A 14,627-nucleotide genomic window follows, 5' to 3' on the forward strand; every position below is an offset into this window, starting at 1 on the left:
CATACGCTGCACAGTCGTGGACGAACTGGTGTTCAGGGGGACCGAGCGGCCGAAGTTCGCTTGGTGGTTGATGATCCTGCCCGGGCTGGGGATCGCGATCAATATCGCAAAGCTCTCGCTGACCGGAGGCATCTGGGCCGGCGCGACTGCGACTGCGGCTGTTGCAGTTCTGTTCGGCTACGTCCGCTGGGCATATCCCCGGTCCTGGTGCCGCGTCGACGTCTCGGGCATCAGCTACTCCCGAGGCGGCCTGTGGGCACGGCACCTCGCCTGGGGCGACGTCGTCGCGGTGGAGATCCGCGACCAGGGGACCCGCATGGGTGTCACCAGCGCGGTCCGGATCACGCGCCGCAACGGCCGGCACCGCACGCTGCCGGTGGTCATGTCCACTCCGTGGATCCGCGATCCGGCGTTCTCCGAGAAGGCCGAGAGCATCGTCGCCATCGCGCGCCGCTTCGGCGCCGCCCCGGTCGATGCCGTTCCGAGACAATGGGTCCCCAGGCCCAGCATGCGGCGCAGTGGCCTCTGGCAGTATCTGGTCGCCGCCGTCGCGGTGGCCGCCCTGGCTGCTCCTGCGAGCCAGATCCCGGCAGACCGGCAGGCCGCGCAGGTGGAACTCGGCGCGAGCCGCTGCCCCGCCATTCCGGTCGACGGAGCAGTCGTGTACTCGCTGGAAGCGGTCTGCCAGAACCACTACACCGTCGCGGTCGACACCGTGGTGCGCGAGCACGACGGCTTCGGCGACGTCGAACTCCTGATCGGCGGCAACGACGTCTCGTTCGGCGCAGCCCCGTCCTGGCTGAGCTCCCTGGCACCGGGCACCGACGTCCGCATCACGGCGATCGGCAGGGGACCGGTGATCGCCGTCTCCGACGGCCAGGCCTCCGCCCGCACCACCTCCTCGTCGACCTACTCCGTGGACAGCGACGTCGCCGCGATCATCGGCATCGGAGCCCTGGCACTCTTCCTCACCGTCTGGGCCACCGCTCTCCTGCGTGCGCGCCTGCGCCGACTGGAGGTGCGTTCCCGCTGGTGGGTGCTCGGCTGCCTGCCGGGCCTCCTGGTGCTGGAAGCGATCTCCATCCACGCCCAGGCCGTACCCTCCCGGCAGCCGCCGTCCTGGTACGCCTTCGCCGGCGTCCTGTTCCTGGTCGGACCGCTGCTGGGCGCGGCCCTGGCACGGAGACGGAGCCCTGGGCAGAACGGGGGTGCTGCTCCACTCCCGCAGCCCTCAGACGGTTAGCACGCTGCGCGGTCCAGGCGGTGGACGACGGTGATGCCGGACTCGGCGGGGGCGCCGCCGCGGGTGGGGTCCTTCTCGCGGGAGACGACGGTGAAGCCGAGGCGGCGGGGGACGGCGCCGCTGGCCGCGTTGGCCTCGTCGTGGTGGATCTCGACGTGGGTGGTGCCCGGCAGCGCGAAGGCCGCCTCGACCAGGGCGGCCACGGCCATGGTCACCAGGCCCCGGCCGGTCCGGTCCGGGTGGATCCAGTAGCCGATCTCCCAGCCGCCGGGGCCGATCCGCCGCATCAGGCTGCAGGCGCCGACCGTCTCCCCCTCGCTGACGATGGCGTAGTCGTACGACCGGCCCGACTCCCAGTCGGCCTGAGCTGCAGTCAGATGCTCCAGCAGCGAGTCCCGGGAGTAGTCGGACGCCCAGGGCATCCAGGGAGTCAGGTGCTCCAGCGAGTCCAGCACCAGCCGGTGCTGCGCGTCGACGTCGTCGGGCCGCTTCCGTCGCAGCTCGACGCGGTCGTACACCAGTACCTCGGCAGGGTGCTCCATGCCCTCGATCCTGCCGACGGCGGGCCGGGGCGGGCAACCGTTTTTGCGGCCGGGCGGCCGACTGGCCGGGTCAGAGCTCCGGGCCGTCGCCCGGGACCTCCTGGTAGGAGTAGCGCTGCTCGGCCCAGGGGTCGCCGATGTTGTGGTAGCCGCGCTCCTCCCAGAATCCGCGGCGGTCGGCGGTCATGTACTCGACGCCGCGGACCCATTTGGGGCCCTTCCAGGCGTAGAGGTGGGGGACCACCATACGGACCGGGAAGCCGTGCTCCACCGTCAGCGGCTCGTCGTTGCGGTGGGTGGCGAAGAGGGAGGAGGGGTCGGCGAAGTCCGCGAGGCGCAGGTTGGAGCTGAAGCCGTACTCGGCCCATACCATCACATGGGTGACGTCCGGGGCCGGCGGTGCGAGTTCGAGGACGGTCGCCGTGGAGACCCCGCCCCAGCGGCTGCCGAGCATGCTGAAACGCGTGACGCAGTGAAGATCGGCAGTGACCGTGGTTCTCGGGAGGGTCATAAATCCCTCGTGGTTCCAGCTGTGCTTGTCGCCGGAGGCCGTTGCTCCGAATACCTGGAACTCCCACGTCAAAGGCTTGAAACGGGGCACGGGGCCGTAGTGCAGAACCGGCCATCCGCGCTGCAGGCGCTGCCCCGGCGGGAGCTCCCCCGCGCCGGGCTCCTGGGCCCTGGCCTGCTCGTTCTCGGACTGACCCATGCCTCCATGGTGACAGATCGCGGCCGGACGACAGCACACGGGGACCCCGGAGGCGAGTGTGACCTTACTGGAACTCGCCGGTCCGCGGTGGAACGATGCGCACGACCGTCTTGAGCGGCATAGAAAGGGTGCGAACGATGCAGGGCGACCCAGAGGTCATCGAGTTCCTCAATGAGCAGCTGACTGCCGAATTGACCGCGATCAATCAATACTTTCTGCATTACAAGATGCAGGAGAACTTCGGCTGGACCAAGCTCGCGAAGTACACCCGCTCCGAGTCCATCGACGAGATGAAGCACGCGGAGATCCTCACCGACCGGATCCTCTTCCTGGAGGGGCTGCCCAACTACCAGCGGCTGTTCCACATCCGGGTGGGCCAGACCGTCGGCGAGATGTTCCAGGCGGACCGCCAGGTCGAGGTGGAGGCGATCGACCGGCTGCGGCGCGGCATCGTGGTGATGCGGGCGAAGGGCGATGTGACCTCGGCCAACATCTTCGAGCACATCCTCAAGGACGAGGAGCACCACATCGACTACCTGGACACCCAGCTCGAACTCCTGGACAAGCTGGGCGAGCCGCTCTACATCCAGTCCCTCATCGAGCAGCCCGACAGCTGAGCCGTCCGGCGGCGGACCTGCGGTCAGGCCGCCTCGGCGCCGTCCTGCTGCGCGGGCTCCGGCAGGCCGAGCAGGGCGGCCAGGCGGGCGGTGGGGCAGGGGCGGGCGCCCTCGTGGCCGAGGATGGACTGGATCCGGCGGACGCAGGAGCCGCAGTCGGTGCCGGCCTTGCAGCCGTTGGCGATCTGGCGGGGCGTGGAGGCCCCGGAGGCGATCTCCTCGCGGACGCGCTGTTCGGTGACCGCATGGCACACGCACACGTACATGACGGTCCTTCCCGATGGCGTCCGGTTGAGCTAAGGCTAACCTTACCCAATCCGGACGGGTGCTAAAAGACCCCTCCGGTTCCGCTTCCGCGGAATCGAAGGGGTCTTCGTCACACCGGTCGGGTCTCAGGCGCCCCGGTACATCTCTGCCACGAGGAATGCCAGGTCCAGCGACTGGCTGCGGTTGAGCCGCGGGTCGCAGGCCGTCTCGTAGCGCTGGTGCAGGTCGTCGACGAACACCTCGTCGCCGCCGCCGACGCACTCGGTGACGTCGTCACCGGTCAGCTCCACGTGGATGCCGCCGGGGTGGGTCCCCAGGGCGCGGTGCACCTCGAAGAAGCCCTTGACCTCGTCCAGCACGTCGTCGAAGCGGCGGGTCTTGTGCCCGGTCTCCGCCTCGAAGGTGTTGCCGTGCATCGGGTCGCAGATCCACACCGGCACCGCGCCGCTCGCGGTGACCTTCTCCACCAGCTGGGGCAGGTTGTCGCGGACCTTGCCCGCTCCCATCCGGGTGATGAAGGTGAGCCGGCCCGGCTCGCGCTCCGGGTCCAGCCGGTCGATCAGCGTCAGCGCCTCGTCCACCGAGGTGGTCGGGCCCAGCTTCACCCCGATCGGGTTGCTGATCTGCGAGGCGAACTCGATGTGGGCGTGGTCCAGCTGCCGGGTGCGCTCGCCGATCCAGACCATGTGGCCGGAGACGTCGTAGAGCTTGCCGGTACGCGAGTCGGTGCGGGTCAGCGCCGTCTCGTAGTCCAGCACCAGCGCCTCGTGCGAGGAGTAGAACTCGACCGTGCGGAACTCCTCCGGGTCCACCCCGCAGGCGTTCATGAAGGACAGCGCGCTGTCGATCTCCTTGGCCAGGCGCTCGTAGCGCTGCCCGGAGGGCGAGTTGCGGACGAAGTCCTGGTTCCAGGCGTGCACCTGGCGCAGGTCGGCGTAGCCACCGGTGGTGAAGGCGCGGACCAGGTTGAGGGTGGAGGCGGAGGCGTTGTACATCCGCTTCAGCCGCTCCGGGTCGGGGCGGCGGGCCTCGGGCGTGAAGGCGAAGCCGTTCACCGAGTCGCCCCGGTACACCGGCAGGGTCACGCCGTCGCGGGTCTCGGTGGGCTTGGAGCGCGGCTTGGAGTACTGGCCCGCGATCCGGCCGACCTTGACCACCGGGACGGAGGCGGCGTAGGTGAGCACCACGGCCATCTGCAGCAGGGTCTTCAGCTTGTTGCGGATCTGGTCCGCCGACACGCCGTCGAAGGCCTCGGCGCAGTCGCCGCCCTGGAGCAGGAACGCCTCACCCTTGGCCACGGCGGCGAGACGGGTGCGCAGCTGGTCGCACTCGCCGGCGAACACAAGCGGCGGATAGGAGGCGAGGTCCGCAAGGGACTTGCGCAGAGCCTCGGGGTCCGGCCACTCGGGCTGCTGCGCCGCGGGAAGGGACTGCCAGGAGAAGCCCTGGGCCGAGTCCCCTTCGGGGTGGGTTTCAACGTTCACGGTCACAGCGCCAAGGCTACGGGGTAACGCAACCGAAATGTCCCAACGCCCGCAGGCTGAGACATGCCGCGGATCTCCTGCCCCAGCGCCGTCCGATCCGCTAAGGTCGACCGCGTGAACACGCAGCACACCTACTCCTGGTGGTGGACCGTCCCCGAGGCGGCCCACTGATCGCGCGTTCCCACGCAGACTCAACGGCCGCCCCTCGGGGCGGCCGTTCTGCGTTCTCCAGCGGACACCGCCCCGAGCCGGCCGGCACCCCTCCCGCCGCCGCACCTCCCTCGGAAAGGTCCCCGCTGTGACCAACCCCACTGCTCCGGTCGATGCCGCTGCCCTGGTCGCCAGGCTCGCGGCCGCCGACGAGCCGTTCGCCCTGCTGCACCGCCGCACGCCCCGGCTCGCCCCGGACACCGTCGAGGTGCTGTTCGGCGAGGTCGGCTGCTACGAGACGCTGGCGCAGCTGCCGCTGCCCGAGGGGCCGCCCGGCGTCCCGGTGCACGACCTGCTGGCCCTGGTCCCCTACCGGCAGCTGCGCGAGCGCGGCTTCGAGGCCCGCGACGACGGCACCCCGCTGCAGGCGCTGCGGGTGCGCGAGTCCTTCGCCCTGCCACTGGCCGAGCTGCGGGCCGCGCTGCCGCAGCTCCCGGTCCAGCTGGACGACGGCGGCTTCGACCTCGACGACGACGCCTACGCGGAGATCGTCCGGCGGGTGATCGAGGACGAGATCGGCCGGGGCGAGGGCGCCAACTTCGTGGTCCGCCGCGACTTCACCGGGACCCTGCGGGACTTCTCCCCGGCGCTGGCGCTGACCCTGTTCCGGCGGCTGCTGGAGCAGGAGCGCGGGGCCTACTGGACCTTCCTGGTGCACACCGGGGACCGGGTCCTGGTGGGGGCCAGCCCCGAGGTCCATGTCCGGCAGGCCGGCGGGACGGTGGTGATGAACCCGATCTCCGGGACCTACCGCTACCCGGCCGAGGGCCCCGGCCTGGAGTCGCTGCTCGCGTTCCTGAACGACCCCAAGGAGCTGGAGGAGCTCACCATGGTCGTGGACGAGGAGCTCAAGATGATGTGCGCGGTCGGCGACCTCGGCGGCCAGGTGCTCGGCCCGCGCCTCAAGGAGATGTCCCACCTCGCCCACACCGAGTACGAGCTGCGCGGACGCACCACCCTGGACGTCCGCCAGGTGCTCCGGGAGACCATGTTCGCCGCCACCGTCACCGGCAGCCCGCTGCAGAACGCGACCCGGGTCATCTCCCGTTACGAGCCGACCGGACGCGGCTACTACGCGGGCGCGCTCGCGCTGGTCGGCCGCACCTCGGGCGGCGGCCAGACGCTGGACTCCCCCATCCTGATCCGCACCGCCGACATCGACCCGGCCAGCGGGCGGCTCGCGGTGCGGGTCGGCGCGACGCTGGTGCGGCACTCCGACCCGTACGCGGAGGTCGCCGAGACGCACGCCAAGGCGGCGGGCGTGCTCGCCGCGATCGGCGCGGTCCCGGCCCGGGCCGGAGCCGGGGTGGCGGGGGCGGGGCGGGCACCGCGACTGGCCGACAACCACCGGGTGCAGGCCGCGCTGGACGCCAGGCGCGGCAATCTGGCGCCGTTCTGGCTGCGGATGCAGACCGCGGCGCCGGTCCCGGCCGATCCGCAGCACGTCCTGGTGATCGACTGCGAGGACACCTTCACCTCGATGCTGGCGCATCTGCTGCGCTCGCTGGGCCACCGGGTCACCGTCCGCCGCTACGACCTCCCCGGTCTGGCCGAGGCGGTCGCCGCGCACACCGGTCCGCTGGTGCTGGGCCCCGGCCCGGGCGACCCGGCCGATCTGACGGACCCGAAGATGCGGCGGATGCAGGGCGTGGTCGGCGAGCTGATGGCGACCGGACGCCCCGGCGGGCTGCTCGCGGTCTGCCTGAGCCATCAGCTGCTGTGCGCGTCACTGGGCCTGCCGCTGCGGCGCAAGGCGGTGCCGTACCAGGGCGCGCAGGAACGGATCGACCTGTTCGGGACGGCGCGGACGGTGGGCTTCTACAACACCTTCACGGCGGTCTGCGACGCGGGCGATGTCGCGCGGCTCGCGGCCCGGGGCATCGAGGTGAGCCGTGACGCGGTGACGGGTGACGTCTTCGCGCTGCGGGGGCCGGGGTTCGCGGGGGTGCAGTTCCATCCGGAGTCGGTGCTGACGCTGGACGGGGTGGGGATCGTGGCCGGGATGCTCGCGGGGCTCGGGGAGCGGTCGGTGGTCTAGCGCGGCGCTGCCGTGGCTGGTCTTCGCGCAGTTCCCCGCGCCCCTGCAGGGGCGCGGGGAACTGCGCGGCCGACCACGACGACGCCGCACCTTCGAACAACGCTCCGGTTAAGGTGCCTCAGTGACCTTTGCTGATGGCTATTTCCGGTATCCGCACATCCACGGTGACGCAGTCACCTTCGTGGCCGAGGACGACGTCTGGGTCGCCCCCTTCGGGGGCAGGGCCTGGCGGGTGAGTGCCGATCAGGTGCCCGTGTCGCGGCCGCGCTTCTCCCCTGACGGGTCGCTGCTGGCCTGGACCTCGACCGCCGACGGCGCGCCGGAGGTGCATGTCGCGCCGGTCGAGGGCGGCCCCGCACGGCGGCTGACCTACTGGGGCAGCGCCCAGACCGCGGTGCTCGGCTGGACCCCCGAGGGCGAACCGCTGGCGCTGAGCAGCGTGGGGCAGATGTCCCGGGCCCACCCCTGGGCCTTCGCGGTGCCGCTGGACGGCGGTCCAGCCCGGCGACTGCCGTACGGACGGCTGGCCGGGCTGGCGCTGGAGCCCGGCGGCTCGCGTGCGCTGCTGAGCACGGCCAACGGCGGCCGGGAGCCGGCGCACTGGAAGCGCTACCGCGGCGGGAGGGCCGGCAAGCTCTGGTTGGGCACGGACGGCGCGTTCCAGCGGGTCCACCAAGGACTGGACGGGAACATCGACTCGCCGATGTGGGTCGGCGGCAGGATCGCCTTCCTGAGTGACCACGACGGCGTCGGCCGGCTCTGGTCCAGCCTTCCGGACGGGTCGGACCTGCGGGTCCACAGCGAGCAGGACGAGTTCTACGCCCGCAACGCGTCCACCGACGGCAGCAGGGTGGTCTTCCAGCGGGCCGGCGCGCTGTGGCTGGTGGACAGCCTCGACGGCCTCGACGGCGCCGGACCGCGCCGGATCGAGTTCGACCTGGGCGGCCCGAGCACCGCCCGCCGGCGCCGCCCGGTCGCCGCCGCGGACCACCTCGGCACGGTGTCCCCCGACGCCGAGGGCCGGTCCAGCCTGGTCGAGGTGCGCGGCACCGTCCACCGGGTCACCCACCAGGACGGACCGGCGCGCGTGCTCGCGGACGCGCCCGGCGTGCGCAACCGGCTGCCGCAGCCACTGCCTGACGGGGCGTCGGTCTGGGTCACCGACGCCGAGGGCGAGGACGGCCTGGACTTCTCCGACGGCCGCCGGGTCGCCGTGGGGGCGCTCGGCCGGGTCGAGGAACTGGTCGCCTCGCCGGACGGCGCGGTGCTGGCCGTCGCCGACCGGGACGGCCGGGTGCTGCTGGTCACGGTCGCGGACGGGGAGGTGCGGGAGCTGGACCGCAGCGAGGCCGTGCAGGCGACCGGTCTGGTCTTCTCGCCGGACTCGGCCTGGCTGGCCTGGTCGCACGGCGCCGACCTCAACGAACGGCTGCGCCAGATCCGGCTGGCCCGGCTCGCCGACGGCGCGGTCACCGAGGTCACCCCGGTGCGCTTCAACGACCACTCCCCCGCCTTCAGCGCCGACGGGCGCCACCTGGCCTTCCTGTCGATCCGCGAGTTCGACCCGGTCTACGACGAGCACGTCTTCGACCTCTCCTTCCCGGTCGCCTGCCGTCCCTACCTGGCGCTGCTGACCGCCGACACGCTCTCCCCGTTCGACCCGCTGCCGCAGGGCCGCAGGCCGGGCAAGCCCGAGGAGGAGGCTGCCGCCGACGCGGCGGCGATCCGGGTCGACACCGAAGGGATCGCCGCCCGGGTGGTCCCCTTCCCGGTCGAGGCCGGCCGCTACGAGGCCCTGCGGGCGGTCAGGGGCGGCTTCAGCTGGCTGCACCGCCCGCTGACCGGGATGCTGGGGAACGCCAAGGCCACCCCCGACACCCCGGCCAAGCGGACCTCGCTGGAGTACTTCGACCTGGCCGCCCGCCGGCTGGACACCCTGGCCGAGGCCGTCGACCGCTACGCCGTCTCCGGCGACGGCACCAGGCTGACCCTGGTGGACGGGAAGAAGCTGCGGGTCGTCCCTGCCGACCGGAAGGCGGCCGAGGACGACCGGGTCGAGTCCGTCACCGTGGACCTGGACCGGATCAGGATCACCCTCGACCCGCCGGCCGAGTGGCGGCAGATGGTCGCCGAGGCGGCCCGGCTGATGCGGGACAACTACTGGCGGGTGGACCTGGGCGGGGTCGACTGGGAGGCGGTGCAGCAGCGCTACCGTCCGCTGGTCGACCGCCTCGGCAGCCATGACGACCTGGTCGACCTGCTCTGGGAGATCCAGGGCGAGCTCGGCACCTCGCACGCGTATGTGCAGCCCAGGGCCCGCGAGGTGGCGGACGCCCGGCGGCTGGGACTGCTGGGGGCCGACCTGGCCCGTTCCGAGGACGGGGACCGGAACTGGCGGATCGTCAGGATCCTGCCCGGCGAGAGCTCCGATCCGGCCGCGCGGTCGCCGCTGGCCGCCCCGGGCCTGGGGATCAGGGCCGGGGACGCGGTCCTGGCGGTCAACGGCCGTACGGTCGACCCGGTCACCGGCCCGGCCCCGCTGCTGGCCGGCACCGCGGGCAAGCCGGTCGAGCTCACCCTGGGCACCGCGGAGGGCGGCGAGTACTCCGTGGTGGTGGTGCCGCTCGCGGACGAGGAGCCGCTGCGCTACCACGACTGGGTGGCCGGCCGCCGGGCCCGGGTCCGCGAGCTGTCCGGCGGACGGCTCGGCTATCTGCACCTGCCCGACCAGATGAGCCCGGGCTGGGCCCAGCTGCACCGCGACCTGCACACCGAGTCCTCGCAGGCCGGCCTGATCGTGGACACCCGCGAGAACCGGGGCGGCCACACCTCGCAGCTGGTCGTCGAGAAGCTGCGCCGACGGGTCGTCAAATGGCAGACGATCCGCGGGTTCAGGCCGCACCCGAGGTATCCCGAGGACGCCCCGCGGGGGCCGCTGGTAGCGGTCGCGGACGAGTTCTCCGGGTCGGACGGCGACAACATCAACGCCGCGTTCCAGGCCTACGGCCTGGGCCCGGTGGTCGGCGTCAGGACCTGGGGCGGGGTGGTCGGCATCGACGGCCACTACAGGCTGGTCGACGGCACCGGGGTCACCCAGCCGCGGTTCCGCACCTGGTTCGAGGGCTACGACTGGGGGCTGGAGAACCACGGGGTGGACCCGGACGTCGAGGTGGTCTGCACCCCCGAGGACTGGGCGGCGGGGCGCGACCCGCAGCTGGACGAGGCCGTCCGCATCGCCCTCCGGGCGCTGGAGACGACTCCTGCGGTCACCCCGCCGGGGTTGCCGCCGTTGTAACGGTTTCCGTCCGTATGCGCAGTTCCCCGCGCCCCTGTAGGGGCGCGGGGAACTGCGCAACAGCAACCCCCGCAAAGGGAAGCCCGCAACGTACCCCTAATCTGTCCCACAACATCGGCACAGCAACGGGGGAACGCACATGCAGCCATTGGAAAGTGATGATCCAGCAGCAATCGGCGCCTACCGGCTGATAGCCCGTCTGGGCGCCGGCGGGATGGGCCGGGTGTACCTCGCCCGCTCCGGCGGAGGCCGGACCGTCGCGGTGAAGGTGGTGCGCCCGGAGCTCGCGGAGAGCGCCGACTTCAGGAGCAGGTTCCGCCGCGAGGTCGAGGCCGCGCAGTCGGTCTCCGGCGCCTACACCGCGCCGGTCGTGGACTACGACCACGACGCGGCGACCCCCTGGCTGGCCACCGCCTACGTCCTGGGCCCCTCCCTGGCCGAGGCCGTGGACGCCCACGGCCCGCTGCCGGAGCGCTCGGTGGCCGTGCTGGGCGCGGTCCTCGCCGAGGCCCTGCAGGCGATCCACGGCTCCGGACTGGTGCACCGCGACCTCAAGCCGTCGAACGTGCTGCTGTCCGCGGACGGCCCGCGGGTGATCGACTTCGGGATCGCCCGCGCCCTCGACGGCGGGGCGCTGACCAGCACCGGCGTGGTCGTCGGCTCGCCGGGGTTCATGTCGCCGGAGCAGGCCTCGGGCCGGGCCGTCAGCCCGGCCAGCGACATCTTCTCGCTGGGCTCGGTGCTGGCCTTCGCCGCCACCGGGCACGGCCCCTTCGGCTCCGACTCGGTCGCCTCGCTGCTCTACCGGGTGGTGCACGAGGCCCCGGACCTCGACGACCTGCCGCCCTCGCTGCGCGAGCCGGTCGGGGCCTGTCTCGCCAAGGAACCGGCGGAGCGGATCACCCCGGCGGAGCTCTCCCGGCTGCTCGCCCCGGCGGGCACCCCCACCCTGCTGCGCACCGCCTGGCTGCCCGCCGAGGTGGCCTCGGACATCGCCTCGCACGCGGCGCGGGTGATGGACATGGAGGCCCCCGAGGCCGGGCCCGCCGACAGCGGGACCGTGCTGCTCGGGCCGGCGACCGGCGCCAGCCCGGACACGGCCGTGCTCGGCCGCACCCCGCCGCCGGCCCCGGGGCCGGCGCCGCTCAGGACGACCGCGGTGGCCCCTGCGACCCCGGGCCGGCGCCGGGTGCTGACCGGCGCCCTCTCGGTCGGCGCCGTCGCGGTCGTCGGCGGCGGGGTGGCGCTGGCCCTCACCCGGGGCTCGGGCGGCAGCGGCCCCACCCCCGGCCCCACCCACAGCCCCACCGCCACCACCGCGAGCCGTTCCGCCGGCCCGACCACGGCCGCCCCCAGCTACGCCACCCACGCGCCCGGCGTGGCCCCGGCGCCGGTCTGGGTCTACAAGGGCAGCAGCCTGGCTGAGGTGCCGGTGGTCCCGTACCACGGCACGCTGCTGGTCAGCGGGGCCAATCTGACCGCGATCGACGCGCGCGGCGGCAAGCAGCAGTGGCAGGGCCCGGAGCTGGGTTCCGCCTTCGCCTCGCCGCCGATCGGCATCGGTGCCGGGGTGGTCGTCTCGGTGGGGTACACCGCCACCAACGAGCCGGCCCTCATCGCCACCGATCCGACCACCGGTGCCGAGCGCTGGCACCTGCTGGAGCCGGCGGCCCTGGCCTTCACCTCCGTCCTGGCGGTGGACGACAAGCGCGCCTACCTGCTCGGCAGCAAGTACCCGCTGGACGCCAACGGCAAGGCGGTGATCACCATCGGCGACCCGACCACCAAGGCGGTGATCGCCGTCGACCTGCAGACCCGCAAGGTCGCCTGGACCCAGATGCGCAAGGCCTCGGCCGACGACCAGGTCACCGGCAGCGTCGCGGGGAAGTACCTGGTGTACACCAACGACCAGAACAACATCGTGGTCCGGGACACCACGACCGGGGTGCAGCTCTGGTCCAAGGACTTCGGGCTGAAGAACTTCCAGTCCCAGGTCGACCCCCTGATCGTCGGCGGCGACCTGTACGTCGGCGGCCCGCAGCTGCTGGGCTTCACCGTGGCCGACGGCAAGCAGGTGCTGTCGGCCAAGGACTCCAGCGGCGGCTCCTTCGGCGTACCCGCGATCGCCGAGGGCGTCCTCTACGCGGCCGACCTGCGCGGCGACCGGGTGGTCGCGCTGAACGCGGCCACCGGCTCGCAGCAGTGGGAGTGCGTCGTCCCCGACGGTCCGTTCACCTCCACCCTGGTCGTGGTCGGGCCGACCCTGTTCACCGGCTCGTTCGTGGGCGGCAACGGGGTCTACGCGATCGACCGGAAGAACGGGAAGATCCTCTGGAACTACCGCACCACCTCCAACGACAAGGACTGGTGGCTGGCCACCGACGGCACACTGCTCTACGGAGTGGTCGGCGACGAGGTGCACGCCCTGCCGCCGGTCTGATCGGCCGTCAGCCGAAGAAGACGTCGAACTCGGAGTACAGCGCGGGTTCGACGGTCTTGATCCGGGCGGTGGCGTCCGCCAGCGGCACCCGCACGATGTCGGTGCCGCGCAGCGCCACCATCGTGCCGTAGTCGCCGTCGTGCACCGCGTCGATGGCGTGCAGTCCGAAGCGGGTGGCCAGCCAGCGGTCGAAGGCGCTGGGGGTGCCGCCGCGCTGGATGTGCCCGAGGACCGTGGTTCGCGCCTCCTTGCCGGTGCGGGCCTCGATCTCGTGGGCCAGCCACTCCCCGATGCCGGACAGCCGGACGTGGCCGAAGGCGTCCTTAGTGTCGTCCTTGAGCACCATCTGGCCCTCGACCGGCATCGCCCCCTCGGCGACCACCACGATCGGCGCGTAGTTGATCCGGAAGCGCTGCTCCACCCAGGCGCAGACCTGGTCCATGTCGAAGCGCTGCTCGGGGATGAGGATCACATTGGCGCCGCCCGCGATGCCCGAGTGCAGCGCTATCCAGCCGGCGTGACGGCCCATCACCTCGATGACCAGCACTCGGCGGTGCGACTCGGCGGTGGTGTGCAGCCGGTCGATGGCCTCGGTGGCGATGTTGACGGCGGTGTCGAAGCCGAAGGTGTAGTCGGTGGCGTTGAGGTCGTTGTCGATGGTCTTGGGCACGCCGACGACGTTCACGCCGTTGTCGTGCAGGGTGGCGGCCACCCCGAGGGTGTCCTCGCCGCCGATCGCGATCAGCGCGTCCACCCGGTACTTGTCCAGGTTCTCCTTGACCTTGCGGATGCCGTCGGCGACCTTGAGCGGATTGGTGCGCGAGGAGCCCAGAACGGTGCCGCCGCGCGGCAGGATGCCGCGCACCTCGGGGATGCCGAGCGGCAGGGTGGCGCCCTCCAGCGGGCCGCGCCAGCCGTCCCGGAAGCCGGTGAACTCGTAGTCGTAGACCTCGACGCCCTTGCGGACGACCCCCCTGATGACCGCGTTGAGCCCCGGGCAGTCCCCGCCGCCGGTGAGCACGCCGATCCGCATATCCGTCCCCTCCCCTGAGTATGACGAACTGTCACTTCACGGTAGCGGCGGGCGGGACGGATGCACCCTGCTGTGCACGGGGCGGGCTGACCGGGACCGGTCAGCCCTCGTCGTCGAGGCCGCGCTCGATGGCGTAGCGGACCAGCTCCACCCGGTTGTGCAGCTGGAGCTTGCCGAGGGTGTTCTGCACATGGTTCTGCACGGTGCGGGGCGACAGCACCAGCCGGTCGGCTATCTGCTTGTAGGCCAGGCCCTTGGCGACCAGCCGCAGCACCTCGGTCTCCCGGTCGGTGAGCTGCGGGGCGGCCGGGCTGCGGGAGCCGGCCGCCACCGGCTCCGCCGCCAGCCGGCGGTACTCCCCCAGCACCAGCCCGGCCAGCCCCGGGGTGAACACCGGGTCGCCGACGGCGGTGCGGCGCACCGCGTCCAGCAGTTCCTCCCGGCTGGCCGACTTCACCAGGTAACCGGTGGCGCCGGACTTCACCGCCTCCAGCACGTCGGCGTGCTCCCCGCTGGCGGAGAGCACCAGCACCCGGGGCGCCGGGTCGTGCGCCATCAGCTGGCGGCAGACCTCGACCCCGGGCAGGTCCGGCAGGTTGAGGTCGAGGACGACGACCTGGGCCGCGGCGGCCGGGGCCCGGCGCACCGCCTCGCGCCCGTCCCCCGCGGTGGCCACCACCCGGCAGCCGGCCGCGCCGAGGTCACGGGCGACCGCCTCGCGCCACATCGGGTGGTCGTCCACCACCATC

General features: G+C 72.4%; 11 protein-coding genes. 5 read left to right on the top strand and 6 right to left on the bottom strand.

Going from position 1 to position 14,627, the window contains the following annotated elements:
* Nucleotides 1-16 precede the first annotated feature (16 nt).
* Complete coding sequence (locus IF29_RS41450; RefSeq protein WP_037593954.1) at nucleotides 17-1,243, top strand: hypothetical protein; 1,227 nt, start codon at nucleotides 17-19, stop codon at nucleotides 1,241-1,243.
* Here the strand turns inward: IF29_RS41450 and IF29_RS0101350 are convergent.
* Nucleotides 1,240-1,785 carry a GNAT family N-acetyltransferase gene (locus IF29_RS0101350; RefSeq protein WP_030248438.1) on the bottom strand — a complete coding sequence of 182 codons (546 nt, stop codon included), beginning with the start codon at nucleotides 1,783-1,785 and terminating at the stop codon, nucleotides 1,240-1,242. The genes IF29_RS41450 and IF29_RS0101350 overlap by 4 nt on opposite strands.
* Nucleotides 1,786-1,855: 70 nt before the next feature.
* On the bottom strand, nucleotides 1,856-2,494 hold the full coding sequence (locus IF29_RS0101355; RefSeq protein WP_030248440.1) for a sulfite oxidase-like oxidoreductase: 639 nt from the start codon (nucleotides 2,492-2,494) through the stop codon (nucleotides 1,856-1,858).
* A 137-nt stretch (nucleotides 2,495-2,631) separates the two neighbouring features.
* On the opposite strand from IF29_RS0101355, the gene bfr reads away from it, so the two are divergent.
* Nucleotides 2,632-3,111 carry a bacterioferritin gene (bfr, locus tag IF29_RS0101360; RefSeq protein WP_030248442.1) on the top strand — a complete coding sequence of 160 codons (480 nt, stop codon included), beginning with the start codon at nucleotides 2,632-2,634 and terminating at the stop codon, nucleotides 3,109-3,111.
* Nucleotides 3,112-3,134: 23 nt separating this feature from the next.
* Here the strand turns inward: bfr and IF29_RS0101365 are convergent, their stop codons facing one another.
* Together IF29_RS0101365 and IF29_RS0101370 are read right to left on the bottom strand one after the other, a co-directional pair.
* Nucleotides 3,135-3,377: a (2Fe-2S)-binding protein gene (locus tag IF29_RS0101365; protein ID WP_030248444.1), complete on the bottom strand. Its 243-nt coding sequence runs from the start codon at nucleotides 3,375-3,377 to the stop codon at nucleotides 3,135-3,137.
* Between the two features lie 126 nt (nucleotides 3,378-3,503).
* Nucleotides 3,504-4,868, bottom strand: a complete 1,365-nt coding sequence (locus IF29_RS0101370; protein ID WP_030248445.1) for a class II 3-deoxy-7-phosphoheptulonate synthase — start codon at nucleotides 4,866-4,868, stop codon at nucleotides 3,504-3,506.
* Nucleotides 4,869-5,160: 292 nt separating this feature from the next.
* On the opposite strand from IF29_RS0101370, the gene IF29_RS0101380 reads away from it, so the two are divergent.
* From IF29_RS0101380 to IF29_RS0101390, 3 genes are all read left to right on the top strand, one after another.
* Nucleotides 5,161-7,110: an anthranilate synthase family protein gene (locus IF29_RS0101380; protein ID WP_030248448.1), complete on the top strand. Its 1,950-nt coding sequence runs from the start codon at nucleotides 5,161-5,163 to the stop codon at nucleotides 7,108-7,110.
* A gap of 121 nt (nucleotides 7,111-7,231) precedes the next feature.
* A complete protein-coding gene (locus tag IF29_RS0101385) occupies nucleotides 7,232-10,405 on the top strand; it encodes a S41 family peptidase (protein WP_030248450.1) in 3,174 nt (1,057 codons plus the stop codon).
* A 139-nt stretch (nucleotides 10,406-10,544) separates the two neighbouring features.
* The gene (locus IF29_RS0101390) at nucleotides 10,545-12,845 is read left to right on the top strand and encodes a protein kinase domain-containing protein (protein WP_030248451.1); all 2,301 of its coding nucleotides are present in this window, start codon (nucleotides 10,545-10,547) and stop codon (nucleotides 12,843-12,845) included.
* Nucleotides 12,846-12,852: 7 nt separating this feature from the next.
* Here IF29_RS0101390 and IF29_RS0101395 read toward each other — a convergent pair whose 3' ends face one another.
* On the bottom strand, nucleotides 12,853-13,878 hold the full coding sequence (locus IF29_RS0101395) for a 6-phosphofructokinase (RefSeq protein WP_030248453.1): 1,026 nt from the start codon (nucleotides 13,876-13,878) through the stop codon (nucleotides 12,853-12,855).
* Between the two features lie 100 nt (nucleotides 13,879-13,978).
* On the bottom strand, nucleotides 13,979-14,626 hold the full coding sequence (locus IF29_RS0101400) for a response regulator (protein ID WP_030248455.1): 648 nt from the start codon (nucleotides 14,624-14,626) through the stop codon (nucleotides 13,979-13,981).
* Nucleotide 14,627 lies beyond the last annotated feature (1 nt).

The sequence above is a fragment of the Streptacidiphilus jeojiense genome (assembly GCF_000719095.1).
Classification (GTDB): Bacteria; Actinomycetota; Actinomycetes; order Streptomycetales; family Streptomycetaceae; genus Streptacidiphilus; species Streptacidiphilus jeojiensis.

What these genes read in the sequence shown, in the direction of transcription:
- IF29_RS0101350 (WP_030248438.1), bottom strand. Translation starts at nt 1,785, where the DNA reads ATGGAGCACCCTGCCGAGGTACTGGTGTACGACCGCGTCGAGCTGCGA.
- IF29_RS0101355 (WP_030248440.1), bottom strand. Translation starts at nt 2,494, where the DNA reads ATGGGTCAGTCCGAGAACGAGCAGGCCAGGGCCCAGGAGCCCGGCGCG.
- bfr (WP_030248442.1), top strand. Translation starts at nt 2,632, where the DNA reads ATGCAGGGCGACCCAGAGGTCATCGAGTTCCTCAATGAGCAGCTGACT.
- IF29_RS0101365 (WP_030248444.1), bottom strand. Translation starts at nt 3,377, where the DNA reads ATGTACGTGTGCGTGTGCCATGCGGTCACCGAACAGCGCGTCCGCGAG.
- IF29_RS0101390 (WP_030248451.1), top strand. Translation starts at nt 10,545, where the DNA reads ATGCAGCCATTGGAAAGTGATGATCCAGCAGCAATCGGCGCCTACCGG.
- IF29_RS0101395 (WP_030248453.1), bottom strand. Translation starts at nt 13,878, where the DNA reads ATGCGGATCGGCGTGCTCACCGGCGGCGGGGACTGCCCGGGGCTCAAC.
- IF29_RS0101400 (WP_030248455.1), bottom strand. Translation starts at nt 14,626, where the DNA reads ATGGTGGTGGACGACCACCCGATGTGGCGCGAGGCGGTCGCCCGTGAC.